10 protein-coding genes are annotated in these 14,695 nt (G+C 35.6%); 2 read left to right on the forward strand and 8 right to left on the reverse strand.

Annotated elements, in window-relative coordinates; all coding sequences use genetic code 11:
* The first annotated feature begins 155 nt into the window (after positions 1-155).
* Together BUC31_RS08255 and BUC31_RS08260 are read left to right on the forward strand one after the other, a co-directional pair.
* Positions 156-1,664 carry a sulfatase family protein gene (locus tag BUC31_RS08255; protein WP_073242951.1) on the forward strand — a complete coding sequence of 503 codons (1,509 nt, stop codon included), beginning with the start codon at positions 156-158 and terminating at the stop codon, positions 1,662-1,664.
* An 84-nt stretch (positions 1,665-1,748) separates the two neighbouring features.
* Positions 1,749-3,317, forward strand: coding sequence for an alpha-L-fucosidase (locus tag BUC31_RS08260; RefSeq protein ID WP_073243826.1), 1,569 nt, complete (start codon positions 1,749-1,751; stop codon positions 3,315-3,317).
* 71 nt (positions 3,318-3,388) lie between these two features.
* Here BUC31_RS08260 and BUC31_RS08265 read toward each other — a convergent pair whose 3' ends face one another.
* From BUC31_RS08265 to BUC31_RS08295, 8 genes are all read right to left on the reverse strand, one after another.
* Positions 3,389-4,891, reverse strand: coding sequence for an alpha-L-fucosidase (locus BUC31_RS08265; protein ID WP_073243827.1), 1,503 nt, complete (start codon positions 4,889-4,891; stop codon positions 3,389-3,391).
* A 10-nt stretch (positions 4,892-4,901) separates the two neighbouring features.
* Positions 4,902-7,730 carry a glycoside hydrolase family 2 TIM barrel-domain containing protein gene (locus BUC31_RS08270; protein WP_073242953.1) on the reverse strand — a complete coding sequence of 943 codons (2,829 nt, stop codon included), beginning with the start codon at positions 7,728-7,730 and terminating at the stop codon, positions 4,902-4,904.
* Complete coding sequence (locus tag BUC31_RS08275; RefSeq protein ID WP_073242955.1) at positions 7,730-8,971, reverse strand: glycoside hydrolase family 117 protein; 1,242 nt, start codon at positions 8,969-8,971, stop codon at positions 7,730-7,732. The genes BUC31_RS08270 and BUC31_RS08275 overlap by 1 nt, the downstream gene beginning before the upstream one ends.
* A 173-nt stretch (positions 8,972-9,144) precedes the next feature.
* Positions 9,145-10,035: a family 16 glycosylhydrolase gene (locus BUC31_RS08280; RefSeq protein WP_073242957.1), complete on the reverse strand. Its 891-nt coding sequence runs from the start codon at positions 10,033-10,035 to the stop codon at positions 9,145-9,147.
* Positions 10,036-10,066: 31 nt separating this feature from the next.
* Positions 10,067-11,905 carry a sulfatase family protein gene (locus tag BUC31_RS08285; RefSeq protein WP_073242959.1) on the reverse strand — a complete coding sequence of 613 codons (1,839 nt, stop codon included), beginning with the start codon at positions 11,903-11,905 and terminating at the stop codon, positions 10,067-10,069.
* Positions 11,906-11,907: 2 nt separating this feature from the next.
* Positions 11,908-12,444, reverse strand: a complete 537-nt coding sequence (locus BUC31_RS20515) for a glycoside hydrolase family protein (RefSeq protein ID WP_244534020.1) — start codon at positions 12,442-12,444, stop codon at positions 11,908-11,910.
* Positions 12,441-13,295, reverse strand: a complete 855-nt coding sequence (locus BUC31_RS20520; protein ID WP_244534021.1) for a glycoside hydrolase family 28 protein — start codon at positions 13,293-13,295, stop codon at positions 12,441-12,443. Before BUC31_RS20520 ends, BUC31_RS20515 begins: the two co-directional genes overlap by 4 nt.
* Before the next feature lies 1 nt (position 13,296).
* Positions 13,297-14,601 carry a sulfatase-like hydrolase/transferase gene (locus BUC31_RS08295; protein ID WP_073242961.1) on the reverse strand — a complete coding sequence of 435 codons (1,305 nt, stop codon included), beginning with the start codon at positions 14,599-14,601 and terminating at the stop codon, positions 13,297-13,299.
* Positions 14,602-14,695 lie beyond the last annotated feature (94 nt).

Raw genomic sequence — 14,695 nt, forward strand, 5'->3', positions numbered from 1 at the left:
ATAGCAATAATTGCACTGTTCTGCAAAATACGCTGATTTTTAGCCCCTAAAATCATCCGTTCTAGTTTCAAAATCATACGTTATTAACTAAAGGGGGCTATTGAATTATTTTTGAGTGCATTGCTGTTCTAGTAATAATTCTATAAAATAATTGAATGAAAAATTTTACTACAGGTTGCCTTTTTGCAATAACTGCATTTTTATCGGCTCAAGAAAAGCCAAATGTTATTGTTGTTTTGGCCGATGATATAGGTGTAGGCGATGTCTCGTATTATAGAAGAATGCATTCCAATGAAATTATAGTTGAAACCCCTGGCTTAGATCAATTGGCTAAAGAAGGTATGGTTTTTACAGATGCACACTCACCTGCCGCACTTTGCGCACCTTCGCGTTACGCTATAATGACGGGTAATAATTGTTACCGAAGCTATGCGCCTTGGGGTGTTTGGGGCGCATACCAACCTTCTCCTATTGAACCTGATCAATTGACCTTAGGTAAGTTGATGAAAAACGCTGGTTACCAAACTGCTTTTTTAGGCAAATGGGGATTTGGAATGGACTTCTATAAAAAAGGAGATTCAACACAAATACATGAAGGGCCTCGTAAACGTGTGGAGCTTGATGTAGATGTACGACAAATAGCGGGTAAAGGTCCACTGCAAAACGGATTTGATTATAGTTTGACCTTCCCTGCCGGAATTCAGAACGTGCCCTACGCAGTTTATGAAAATGAAAAGTGGATGCCTTTAAGTGAGGATTCTGAAATAGGTTACATTTCTCAAGAGAAAATGACCAAACTCGATGTCAAGCTTGATAAAGACGAAGGTTTAGGTGACACTGCTTGGGATCCTCATAACATGGGGCCACTGCTAGTAAATAAGGCAATAGATTATATAGAGAATACTAATGAAGATCAACCCTTCTTTATGTATTACTGCTCTCTAGCGGTGCATTTGCCACATACACCTACTAAAGAACTTAATAATATTAAAATAGCGGAAACGACACCATCGCACCATTTAGATTTGGTTAAAGAACTAGATATACAAATGGCGATGCTAATAAAGTCGCTTAAAAAGAAAGGTATTTACGAGAATACATTAATCATTTTTACTTCTGATAATGGTGGTCTCCAAAGGAAGGAAACCATGGCCTCTGGGCACCAATCTAATGATATTTATCGTGGTGGTAAAAATCAACCTTATGAAGGTGGTCAACGAGTGCCATTTATTGCTTCTTGGGCAGGTAAAATTAAACCAGGCTCTATTTCTAATACACCTGTTTTAGGTCTTGATGTTTTAGGAACTCTTGCTGCAATTACGAACCAAGAAGTTGAAGAAAACCAAGCGAACGATTCGGCTAATTTATTACCTACGTTATTAGGGCAAACGTCAAGTGAGGTACATCCATATCTAATTAATCAATCAGGTACTAGTCGAGAAGCTATGATTGTTAAAGATGGTTATAAATTGATAATTGCTTTCGATAAAAAAGATAAAACCGACAATACAAGGAAGCCCTTAGCATTATTTAATTTGAAAGATAATGCTGAAGAAAATGAAAAATTCAATTTAGTAGACAAACCTAATTATAAGGAAAAGGTTGCAGAGCTTTTTAATGCTTACAATACATTTCGATCTAGTGGTAACCATACAAAAATTTAAGTGTTAGATACTATTAAACTTGGTGATCTATCTAATTCAATAAGCAGTTTTGATAACGTACCAACCATAATTCAATTTTTAAATATGAAAAAAGTAAAATTAACATTAGTCTTGGCTTTGATGTTCACCATTGGTTATGGTCAACAAAGCAATAAAATAGAAGATAACAAGAGTCAGATGTTCGAAGAGAGCTGGCAATCTTTAGAAAAAGTGAATGCTAGTCCTAATTGGTTTCAAGATGCCAAATTTGGCATTTATGCCCATTGGGGTCCCGTTTCTTCAGCATTTGAAGGCTCAGATCCTGATACATTCTACGCAGGTTGGCATGGCATGAAAATGTATGAAGATGGTAAAAAAGTACCTACTAAAAGTGGTAAACCTACTTCTAACTTTGTACATCATTCAAAAAAATATGGAAATCCTAAAAAGTATGGCTACAAATATATTATAGAGCAATTTGATCCATCGGCTTTTGATGCAAAACAATGGGCAGAGCTGTTTGTAAAATCGGGAGCTAAATTTGCAGGGCCTGTTGCCATGCATCATGATAATTTTGCAATGTGGGATAGTAAGAGTACTAGATGGAATTCTAAAAACTATGGTGGTATTGACCCATCGGCAGAACTAAAGAAAGAAATAGAAGCAACAGGTTTAAAATTCATGGCATCTTTTCATCATGCTTTTACGTGGCAATATTATGCTCCCGCACATAAACATGGTGGCGTGGCTCCAGAAGATTATGATTTATATACCAATCCGCATGAGTTGAATTCAGAAACTCCCGATGATCAATTCTATGCAGATTGGTGGGCAAAACTTAAAGAATATATTGATGTGTATCAGCCAGATTTAATTTGGTTCGATTGGTGGTTAGAAAATATGAATGAAGAAACAAGGTTAAAATTCTTGGCGTATTACTACAATAAAGGGCTAGAATGGAACAAAGAGGTGGTGGTTTCTTATAAAGAATCAACGTTTCCGGAAACAGTGGCAATTAAAGATTATGAACGTGGTAGACCTAACCAGCCAAAATCGCCAACATGGTTAACTGATACTTCACCTGGTGCTTGGTTTTATAGACCTAATGCAAAGTTTAAAACACCAAATGAACTTGTTGATATTTTGGTGGATATTGTTTCTAAAAATGGATTGATGCTTTTGAACGTTCCTCCAAATCCAGATGGGTCTATTCCTCAAGAGATGCAAGATTTATTAATAAATATGGGTGAGTGGTTAGCGATTAACGGTGATGCTATTTACGCAACCCGACCATGGACTATTTTTGGAGAAGGACCAACGCGTTTACCAGAGGGTGGGCATAAAGTTGAAAAATTTAAAATAGAATATAAGAGCACAGATATTAGATTCACCAAAAAATCTGATAAAGAGTTTTACATTATTGTGTTAGATACACCCACAAATGAGATTATAGTAAAGTCATTATCTACCGAAATAGGAGTATTAAATTCCAAAATAAAGAATATTACTCTTTTAGGAAGTAACGAAAAAATCAATTGGGTAAAAGACGATAGAGGTTTGGTTATAAAAACTCCTTCTAAATTACCTTCTAATTATGCACATGCTTTTAAAGTTGTGTTAGAAGGGTATAAAGAAAATAATATTGGGGGTAATATTGATGCTCATGTAGATTAAACTCAAGATTTGTAATCCATTAAAAAAACACAAACACTATAATTTTATTAGTATTTGTGTTTTTTTAATTGTTACTCTAATTCAAATTTAAAAACTGTGGCTAAATCGTTCATTTTAGCATTGGGCATGGTTAAATAAAAACTCTCTGAAGTAAGTTCCCAATCCACAGAAATATCAGAACCTAATAAGCGTACGTTTTTTATTGGGGTAGGAGGTATGTTTCTATGATACCCGCCAATAGCGCGCATTTCTATTTTCTTTCCTGCTTCTGGTTTGCCTAGAAAGAATACGTACATCGCCTTTTTATCTTTCGCAATGGTAAAACGTACGTCATCTGCGGTGTATTTTATTTTGGATGATTGGCCACCGTGAGAGCCATCTACCGCTTTCGCAGGGCCATAGCCAAAAATGGTATGTGTTCTGGTACCATAAACAGCTTCACCATGTATTTTTAGCCAAGCGCCAATTTCTTTTAGAATGTATCTTTGTTCTTGATTGATGACCCCATCCGCTCTTGGAGAAACGTTTAGTAATACAATTCCATTTTTACTCCAAACATCGATCATATTTCTAATGACTAAATCAGCTGTTTTGTACGGATGCCCTTCAACATACATCCATTTACTTTCACCCAAGGTAATATCTGTTAACCAAGGCAAAGGGTGTATATCTCTTCTTCCTCCTTGTTCAAAATCTAGCACGCTATAGTCTAAGGGTAGATCATCTTGTTTATGTGCTGTAACTACTTCTTTGTTTTGTTTTAGCCCATTATTAAAATGATGTGCAGCCATTTCCATTCTTTTATCTTCAGGAATTAAATTCAGCCAAGAGTCATACCATAGAATATCTGGATGGTATTTGTCAACGACTTCATTTACTTGATCTAACCAATATTGATTGAATTCTTCTATGGTATCAAAATTTCCGAACAGTTTACGCAATTTTGGGTCTGTAGTGGCGGTCGGTAGATCAGGATGATATACATAATGACTATCATATGCTGTTTTCCAAGCCTCAGGGTTATGAGCATTTCGTTGCCCATTTCTAGCATGATGAAAAGTGGCAATGGTTTTCATGTTTCTTTTCTCTAAAGAGGTAAATAGTTCACCGAGTATATCTCTTTTCGGCCCCATATCTGCTACATTCCATGGGTTTACGTCACTATCCCACATGGCAAAGCCATCATGATGTTGTGCTACAGGGCCAGCGAATTTAGCACCTGCCATTTCAAACAAGTCGGCCCAATCTTCTGGATCAAAATGTACTGCTTTAAACATGGGTATGAAATCTTCGTATCCGAAGTCATGAATACAACCATAAGTCTTTTCATGATGTTTACGAATATCTCCCTGGTCTTTATACATGTTATGAGGATACCATGCACTACCATATGCTGGTACGCTGTATGGTCCCCAATGAAAATAGATACCTAATTTAGAGTCTTGAAACCATTCTGGTGCGGCATCGTGGTTTTTTAAAGATTCAAAAACAGGTTTATATGTAATTTTCTTGTCAGTTTTACAGCCAACCAGGAGGATAAAAGTTGAAACCATTAAAAACTTAGCTACGTGCATTTTTGTTTTTTTAAAATTCAAAAGTCAATGCTATTTGTATGGGTTCGTCTGAATTACCAAAATAATTTTCAGAATTTCCCTGTGGACCCATAGTATCTGGTTTTTGAAATTTGGTGCCAATACCAGGTATGTTTTTTACAAAAGAAATGTCACCTTCAGGATATTCAATACTTACTCTTTTGTTAGGGTCTTCTGATGGATTTTCGGGAGTTAGCATACGTAGAAATGTGTATTCAGAGTTGCAATAGACGGTAAAACCATTGTCATTTTTCCCTTTAACTTTCACCCAATATAAGCTGGAGAAAAACCCTTTAAATTCAGGATAAACATATTCGGTTTCACCTGTGATGGTATTGTTGTAATCATTCTCCCAAACCTTAAATTGGGTACCTTTCATTCTATTTCTCCAAACCCGATACGGACCATCGCCCAACCATTTCATACCACTTACCTCAGACTCAGGAAAAGAGAATGAAATGCCCTTGTATCCTGTTATAACTCTCTTGGCTTTAAAATCTACGGCCAAATCAAGTAAACCGTTAGAATGAATGGTCCATTTGATGATGTCTGACGATAATTCTTTGTGACTTGCCCATGCAGGTGATTTATCTTTTAGCTCAAAAATAGTCGTAATCTCTATACTGTTTTTTAAGCTTTTAACAGCTACCGAGATTATGCTATCATACTGTGCTAAAATGATGGGTCCGTTATTAAAAGGAATCACTTTTCCGTTCTTGATGACCTCTTTTAATAAACCCGTCTTTGCTGAAAATGTATAGTGAATGCCATTGGCTTCTACGGCAATACTATTATCTTTTATGGTTTTCTTGAGTTTACTTTTTTCAGAAGAATTTATATAGGCAGAATTTAGTGCTTTGGGTGTTTTTACGGGATAGCTCCAAGTAAATATTTCCATGCCTTTAGCATCTACAGCAGTCAGATAAAGTGCATCGGCCGATTGCCAATTGTCTGGTTTGGTAACCGAAAACGTTCCCTTAGTATTCGGATCTAAAGCAGGTAATTCAATTATTGATTCGGAGAGTATCTTACAATAATCGTTTTCATCAGGACCATTAAATTGAACCCATTTTGCGGTCATTTTAATTTCATTCAAATTCGTAAAATGATACCTATTTTCAATCTTGAAAGTTCCATTAAAGTTTGGTGTTATGTATCGATCTTCAATATATATAGGTGACCAAACTTCTTTTATGGTGAAATAACTGGCTTCTTTTTCTCCATATGGGCCTACAATGCCATCGGCAGCATGGTTGCCATCCGTGTCAAGCGTGTTATTTTTATCGGTACGAACGATGGCTTCATCTGCAAAATCCCAAAGAAAACCTCCTGCAGAAAGTGGCATGTTCCACATTTTATCCCAGTAATCGTCCAAGCCTGCACCATGCCCACCGTCATATAAGCCATGTAAAAATTCTGTAGGGAAAAGTATTTTATCTTTCGAATAGGCGTCATTGGCTAATGCATGATATTGAAAATAATGTAGCGTATTCGTTTTGTTGAAGATATTCCATGGGTGAATGACTTCTCTTTTTTGAATATCCCACAGGGCATAATCATCATCTAAATCGGTATTCCACCCTGTTTCATTTCCATTTGCCCATAATAAAATAGAGGGGTGGTTAACATCTCTAACCACAGTTTCTTTCACTATTTTTTCTCCAACTTTCGTATCTAAATGTGGCGAATGCCAGGTACAGACTTCGTCAATAACAAATAGCCCCAAAGAATCACAGGCATTTAAAAAATGAACATCGGGCGGGTAATGAGACATGCGTACCGCGTTCATGTTCATATCTTTCATCATTTTAATATGCTCAATACTCAGAGTTTTAGAAGTAGTTCTACCTGATGAAGGGTGAAAAGAATGCCTGTTTACCCCTTTAAATTTAATTTGTTTTCCGTTAACATATATTCCATCGCGTTCGCGAACTTCAACCGTTCTAAAACCAATACGATTGCTGGTGGTATGGAGCACTTTTTTCATTGCGTCTAAGACCTCAATAGTTAATAGATAAAGGTTCGGCTTTTCAGGATTCCAAGTTTTAATGTCATTTGCTGTTGTAGTTACATGCCATTTTCCTTCTTCTTGATTATTTTCGGTTATAACTAAATCTTGAATTTTGTTATTATCCAAGTCAGATAGAAACATGTTTATAGATTTAACCTTTCTTGATGAAGAGAAAATATCGGCATTAATGCTACCATCTGCCTGTGAATCTATGGCAACCCGTTCTATATGTTCTTTCGGAGAAATTTTTAAATATACAGGTCTAAATATTCCGCCAAAAACCCAAAAATCTGCTTTTCGTTCGGCATGATTGATAGATTCATTTGCCGAAACTTTATTGACTTTAACTTCTAATAAATTAGATTCTCCAAACTTTAATAGGTCTGTTATGTCATATTTGAATTCATAAAAAGCACCTTGGTGAATCTCCCCTGCTAACTTTCCATTAATTTTCACTTCGGCGTCGGTCATGACACCTTCAAAAACAATCTCGATCGTTTTATTTTCCCATTCTTCAGTAGCCAGAAATTCATGTTTATAAAGACCGAATTCTTTATGGCGTGTAGCAAGATTATCTTGCCCATAATTGTAGCCTCCAAAACCTTTTTGTTCCCAGCAAGAGGGTACGCCAATGGTGGTCCAGACACCACTGTTCATTCCTTCAGAGCAATAGAATTGCCAATCTACAGTAGTATCTTTTCCGGTACCCGATAGGTATTGTATTTCTGATTTGGCGCTTGAGGTTTGCCCAATGACCAAATGCTGTATGAGAACAAAGAAGCTAGCGACGAGATATTTAAATTTTGTCATTACTCTTTTTCTTTTAATGCTTCATTTTCCAAACGAATACGTTCTTGCTGCTCTTTGTTTAAGCCCTGCTTATAATAAAATTCGGGACTGTGGTAGACATGCGCTTTTTTCATGCCTTGATCATCTATATCTAAGCTCAAATCACAATCAAATCGAGTTAAAATAGCGTGATTTGTTTCCCAGCCATTTACCCTTGTAAAATGTGATATACCCCAAGTAATACCTCTGCCATTTTTTGTATCTGTAAAAGCATCAGGAATAAAAGGACCTGCTGCATCTGGCATTAATTCTGTAATAGCTGCAATATTAAAATTGATGCCGTCTTCTGAATATTGTATGGTATTGTGTTCATTTCCATCTCTTATACTTAGGGCCGCAATACCGGTTTTAAAAGGAAAAAGGGTAGTCTCGTGCCCAGAATTCAATACTGGGTTTAATGGATTTTTAGTAAACGGGCCAAGAGGATCTTCGGCAGTAGCTAGACCTTGCATACGTACTAAGTTTGGTCTGCCTACAAAATCAGATTTATAGTACAAGTAAATCTTGCCTTTATAGACCAGTGGATAGGGGTCATGAATAGAGTATTGATCCCACGTATCTTTTGCTCCATTAGGGATAACAATTTTGTTGGTGGCGGTCCAAGGTCCATCTGGTGAAGTAGCATATGACATTAGAACGGGGCAATCATCACCTCTTGTTCCACTAGGCTCACTAAAACCTTGGTAATACATATAGTATTTGCCTTTCCATTTAAGAATGTCGGCTGTTGATACGGAACGGTGGCCTAAATTAGGTTTTGGAGGTCTAGGTATAGCAACACCTTGCTCTTTCCAAGTAAAGCCATCTTGGCTCGTTGCATACCAGATTTCAGCCAAATCCCAATCGGCAGAAGGGATTGTTTCTGTTGCAGATGCTGCACCTTTGGGTGAGGTAACGGTATTTCGATAGGTATACCAAACATAATATTTTCCGTTTTCAAAAATCACTTTAGAAGGATCTCTTCTACTAATAGTACCATCATGATTATTATAGTCTAAGCCTTTTAATTCGGTATATTTAAACTGGGAATAAAGTTCATTATATTTTGGTTCTGGTGCTAGATAACTATCATAATTACGCTCCATTGAAGTACTTAACGGTATAGATGGTTTTTCTTTAGGTAAGTCATAGGGGAAAGATTGTGCGCTTGCGCTACACACAATTAAAAAAAACAAAGCGATAAAGGGAGCGTGTATTTTCATAGTATTTAATCTTTAATTAGTGTTTCTGTTCGTTGTTCTAAAATTGTCTATTAAAGGCATTTCTTTATTTTTATAAACCTCTTCTATATTATCTATCCTACATTTTTAATGAATTGACTGTAATGTTTTTACAGCATAAATAGAATTATGATTTAATTACTATGGGGTGTAGTTTATTTACTTTCTACTAATTCCCATGATCTTACCCAATTGTAAGTAGTCGTTCTTTCTTCTTCAGTACCGCTCATTCCGCCATCTTCTGGTACCGGATTCCAGTTGTACGTTTCTACCACCATTCTTAAATACATTTCAATGTCATAATCTGCAGGAGGGGTTACTTTTGCAAGAAATTTACCATCTAAAAAGAACTGTACTTCATCTTTAGATTTCCACCATACACCATATACATGAAAATCATCATACACTTTTCTGCCAAGCTGTGCTCCAGATTTATTGGAGCCTTTTTTATACTCACAGCCTTCTGGAATGTTTCTGCTGTGTGTATTTGAATTCATAGATTGATCAAAATTTTTCATCCACTCGGCATCATTAGTAATTTGACCAACACTTTCTTGAATATCTAACTCTGTAGTTCTTTTATCACAACCTTCTAATTCTTTAGACTCGTTTATGAGCCAAAAAGTTGAGGACATGAAGGTTTTATTTGCTTTCATTTCGCATTCATAGTAGCCATAGGTCATACCATTTTTAGAACCAACATAACCGCCGCCGTGGGTGTATTCTTTACCTTGTTTTATTACTGGTTGCGGTAATAGTTTTGTAGTTATTTTTAAGCCTCCATCTTCCACTTTTATATTTTCTGATTGAAATAAGCCTGGCGCTCTACCGATCCAACCTTGACCTGAAATTTGCCATTTTTTCTCGTCTACCTTTTTGCCCTCAAATTCATCGGACATATTTTTAACGATTTTCCATTTTTGGGTAGTTGGTTTAGGATCTTCACCATCATTAAAGTGTGGTGATTTTTGAGCAACCATGGTGCCGACGGATAAAAACAATCCTGTAAAAAGCAGTTGCTTTAATGTGATATATTTTGATTTCATTCGTATAGGTTTTAAAGGTTTTTATAAGGGTCTAATTGTTTAAATAGGTGATTCTTTCTTGAATAAGTTCGTTTTCAAATACAGCCTGATCTAATTTTTTGCTATCAATATTGAATTCGTATTTCTGATAATAATCTTTTAGTAGCACAATGGTATTTAGAATTAATAGCGCCTGTTTTTTATTAGTAGATGCATACAAAATATCTTTTAAATAATTCGAGCTATCTAATGCCCCGGTAATGCCTAAAAATTCTGCAGCGCGCATTCTATTGATCAACAAAGGGTCAGATTTCATTATTTGCTGTATTTGATTCGAAAATGCACCTGCTTGTGTACCAAAACTAGAACAGGTTATCAATGCCCAATAGCGATCTAATTCATCTGTAGATTTTAAATACTTTTTCAATTTAGGTAGAGCTTTATGAAAAGGTATTACCTGTAGATTAGCAATCTTCAAGTATCTTGAAATTTCTGTTTTATGTGCTTGTCCAAATTCAATAGGATTATTGAAAGCCTTATCAATAATATAATTTTCAGGATATAGTGACAGGTCGGGCATAGATGTCATCCAAGAATTCAGATTGTTTCTAAGCTGTTTTAAGCTTTTTTGATATTCAGGATTGTTCGCAAGATTGATTGTTTCATATGGATCATTTTCAACATCATATAATTCTTCTGGAGTTTTAGGTTTAAAAAATTGTGATTGTATTTCGTTCAGTTTTCCATTGTCGAAAAGGTTTTTCCATTCCTTGTACGCCAATTGTCTATATCTATATTCATTCATTAAGGCATTTACAGTAAAAGGTTGAAAATTCCGTATGTATTTTAAGTTGTCTATACGCAGGCTTCTAACCATATCATACTTTTCGTCAAACCTATCTGCATAGCCATAGGTTTCATTATTCTGGAGGGTAGATTTTGAGATATTTGCACCTAAAAAAGGAGTTCCATCTATAGTTTTAGGAATATTTATACCAGCTAAGTGTAATACGGTAGCACTAAAATCGATAAAACTAACAAAAGTGTTTGTTGAGGTTCCGGCACTAAAAGGAGATAAATTTTTGAACTTTTTCGGAACATACACTACTAGGGGAACATGTAGTCCTGTTTCTTTTAAATACCCTTTACTATTTGGTAAAACTCCACCGTGATCTCCATAATAGAAAATAACGGTGTTCTCTAGCAGATGATCATTTTTTAATTGGCTGATGAGTTCACCAACTTGCCCATCCATTTTTACGATTAGATCACGATAAAAGGCATTGGTGTATTTAAAGATTTTTGTTTGAGGATGATTGGGCTGTACAAAGACTGTCTCTACATCGGTTTCCGTTTTAATAGAATTTATATCCATTTCAGAAAAATGTAGTTGTCCTTCATGTGTAGTTCCTATGTTGTATACATGAAAAAATGGTTGTCCATTTTTACGATTTCGCCAACTTGCCTTATTAGAAGAATCATCCCATACATTATCATTTTTTATGATATTGTAATCTTCCTTCGCATTGTTGGTGGTGTAATATCCGGCATCACGTAGATATTCAGGGAACATTTTTATATTTTTAGGTAGCGATATTTTTTGCTCCGATCTATGGTAATGTGTTGCTAGTTTCGGACCAAAAACACCTGTAATAATACTAGACCTTGCAGCACTGCAAACAGCGGCATTTGAAAATGCTCTGTTAAATTGAACCCCTTTTTCAGCTAGTTTTTCGATGTTGGGTGTTGGTACACCGTTTTCATCAAAAAGCTTCATGTAGTGTTTGGAGTTATCTTCTGATACGATCCAAACTATATTGGGTTTTTCTTGAGCTTTTAAATATGTGGAAAGTCCAATAATTATGATTAAAACAATAGATTTAAACTTCATAACTAGTGCTGTATTATTTTGGTTGAGGTAATTTCTTTTTTATTTAGAAATGTAGATTTTTGATTAAAATGTAAAACATCATCTAAAACTATTGGTTTGCGTTTATCACTAGAAATAGTGGTAAGTTGAAAGTTGTTGATATATAAACCATCAATATGTCTGGCATAAATACCTGAAGCGGGCAATGTGCCTACCTTACTAAATTCGGGCCACCAACCATCAAGCGTCTTTAAAGTGTATTCTTTAATGTTTTTGTTATCTGAATTTTCTTGGGTACCGCCACCTGCTACTGTCATTTGAATATTGTTCAATTGAATATCTGTTATATAGTGTTCTGGCATTCCTGTTAAAAAGATGACTGAATTTTCATCTAGTTCACGATTGTCTATAATCATATTGTTAAATGAAAAACCATGCATTGCTTTCATAGGTAGCATTTCTATGGGCGAATCTACGCCCGCGCGTTGTTGACAAAAGGTCATGAAAATAGGTCTAGGTACATTCTTCATAATGATATTGGAGAAAATCATATTTTTCATTTCCCACCTTCATTCATCTGTATTTTTAAACCCGAATCTTGAATGTCATGAAAGGTGCAATTACTGACCGTTATCGACTCAAAATCTCCTCTAGATGCCAAGCCAATACGCATGGCAGCCCATTTACTGGTAAATACACAGTTGGTTATAACAATATCTTTACACGGTCTGTCTGGTCTTGATGTTTGTAGGCATATAGAGTCATCACTAGTATCAAATGAAGAATTGGAAACACGTACATTGGTACATCCATCAAAATCTAATCCATCTCCGTTATGGTTGACACGGCTAGTTATTTTAATACCGTCTACAACAATTTCATTGCAATACAACCAAGCAGAGGTCCATGCCGCAGGATTTATCAAAGTAATATCTTTCAAATGAATGTCATTGCAATTAAGAAAGCGCATCATCATAGGTCTTCCTCCTTTTGCTTTGGTAAAGTTTTCTTGGTGACCGTTAGCATCGATTGTTCCTTTCCCTTCGATAGAGAATGACTTTGCATCGTTTGCGAAAATTAAACAACGATCCATATGTGGTTCGTTTTTATAGGTGTTTTTGTGGGTGTCGGTGGTATAATCTTCGTAGTTAGGGCTTCCTAATAAAATAGCTCCATTTTCAATATAAAGTGTTACGAAGTCTTTCAGATAAATGGTGCCGATCAATACTGTTTTACCAGAAGGTATAATTACTTTTCCGCCACCTTCTTTAGTACATAGGTCGATAGCTTTTTGTACCGCCTTGGTATCTAAAGTTATACCATCAGCCTTTGCTCCATAGTCTAAAACATTATAGTCCTTGGCATTTATGGTAATGGTAAAAAATAATAATAGCAGTAATATGTGTTTCATTCTATATGCTGAATTTTAAATAGATGTCGCTTAAATCTGTTTTGTCTAAAGTTTTCAATTGCCATTCTTTAAGTTGAGTCAAAAGATAGGTTATGGTAGATTTTGATATCTTTTTAGTACTTAAGTTCTTTGTTTCCCAAGGATCATCGGTCAAATCATATAATTCTAGATTTCCTGTTTTTGGATAAACAATCAGTTTTTTATTTTTTGAAATGATGCCTCGTTGATCATCGAACATCGCCAAATAAATAGATGATCTGGTTTCTTTATCTTCAGCTAAGAGTGGAACTAAACTTTCAAAATCTATAGTGTCGGTTGTTTCTAAATCAATTAAATCAAATAGGGTAGGTACTACATCTTGTAAATACACACGAGATGTAATTTTGGTGTTTGGCTTTGCCGAGGGAGCTTTAATAATTAATGGAGCGGTAACACTGGGTTCATAGAGACAAACCTTACCTGCGACTCCGTTTTCGCCAAAATTAATACCGTGGTCAGAAGTAAAAACAATAATCGTATTGTCATAAATGTTTTTATCTTTTAGGGCCTGTATAATGTCGCCAATGTGTGCATCCATATGTGTTACCATTGCATTGTTTTGCTGTACACGTTGCTGCATTTTTTTAATTCTTAACGGGTCTGGCGCATATTGGTATTTTACATTTTTGTTTAGAGGCATTTTATCAGAAAAACTAGCTGGTAATTTTATGTTATCTGCAGGATACAAATCATAATATTTTTGCTTGGTCTGTCTTGGTACATGTGGTGCATTAAAAGCTACATAAGCAAAAAATGGCTTGTCGTTCTTGTAAGTCTTCACAAAGGAAACTGCTTCACTTGCCGTAATATCGGTAATGTGACCTGCAGGCGAATTATAGGTTTTTAACTGACCAGGCTGTATGCTTCCGGTTTCATCGAAAATTTCTTTTACATTTTTTCCCATGGCATGCCACTTACCTGTCATAAAAGTATAATAGCCACTATCATGTAATTTCTCTGGCAATGACTTTGGGGCATTTTGCTTATTTATTTCTTGAGATTCCCATAGATATTTGCCGTAGATAAGCATTGTTCTACTTGGAATACAAACTGCAGGAGACCAGCACCCCATGTTGTATGCAGCCGTAAATGACGAACCTTCTTTTGCCAGTCTATCAATATTAGGCGTGATCATTGCTGGGTTACCATACGCACCTAAGGCTTGATTGCTCTGATCATCAGATTCTATGAACAGAATATTCATTTGCGCATAGGAGCTTATTGTAAAACCAAAAAAAAGTATAGTAAGAAGAAATGTTTTTTTCATTTATCGTATTCTTTTAACCGACCAAAAACATATAGTTCTCAAAACATGTAATTGGCTATTCTTTAAAAAAATAAATATATCAATTGATAAATGG

It is taken from the genome of Maribacter aquivivus (assembly GCF_900142175.1).
GTDB classification, from domain to species: Bacteria; Bacteroidota; Bacteroidia; order Flavobacteriales; family Flavobacteriaceae; genus Maribacter; species Maribacter aquivivus.

What these genes read in the sequence shown, in the direction of transcription:
- BUC31_RS08255 (WP_073242951.1), top strand. Translation starts at nt 156, where the DNA reads ATGAAAAATTTTACTACAGGTTGCCTTTTTGCAATAACTGCATTTTTA.
- BUC31_RS08260 (WP_073243826.1), top strand. Translation starts at nt 1,749, where the DNA reads ATGAAAAAAGTAAAATTAACATTAGTCTTGGCTTTGATGTTCACCATT.
- BUC31_RS08265 (WP_073243827.1), bottom strand. Translation starts at nt 4,891, where the DNA reads ATGCACGTAGCTAAGTTTTTAATGGTTTCAACTTTTATCCTCCTGGTT.
- BUC31_RS08270 (WP_073242953.1), bottom strand. Translation starts at nt 7,730, where the DNA reads ATGACAAAATTTAAATATCTCGTCGCTAGCTTCTTTGTTCTCATACAG.
- BUC31_RS08275 (WP_073242955.1), bottom strand. Translation starts at nt 8,971, where the DNA reads ATGAAAATACACGCTCCCTTTATCGCTTTGTTTTTTTTAATTGTGTGT.
- BUC31_RS08280 (WP_073242957.1), bottom strand. Translation starts at nt 10,035, where the DNA reads ATGAAATCAAAATATATCACATTAAAGCAACTGCTTTTTACAGGATTG.
- BUC31_RS08285 (WP_073242959.1), bottom strand. Translation starts at nt 11,905, where the DNA reads ATGAAGTTTAAATCTATTGTTTTAATCATAATTATTGGACTTTCCACA.
- BUC31_RS20515 (WP_244534020.1), bottom strand. Translation starts at nt 12,444, where the DNA reads ATGAAAAATATGATTTTCTCCAATATCATTATGAAGAATGTACCTAGA.
- BUC31_RS20520 (WP_244534021.1), bottom strand. Translation starts at nt 13,295, where the DNA reads ATGAAACACATATTACTGCTATTATTATTTTTTACCATTACCATAAAT.
- BUC31_RS08295 (WP_073242961.1), bottom strand. Translation starts at nt 14,601, where the DNA reads ATGAAAAAAACATTTCTTCTTACTATACTTTTTTTTGGTTTTACAATA.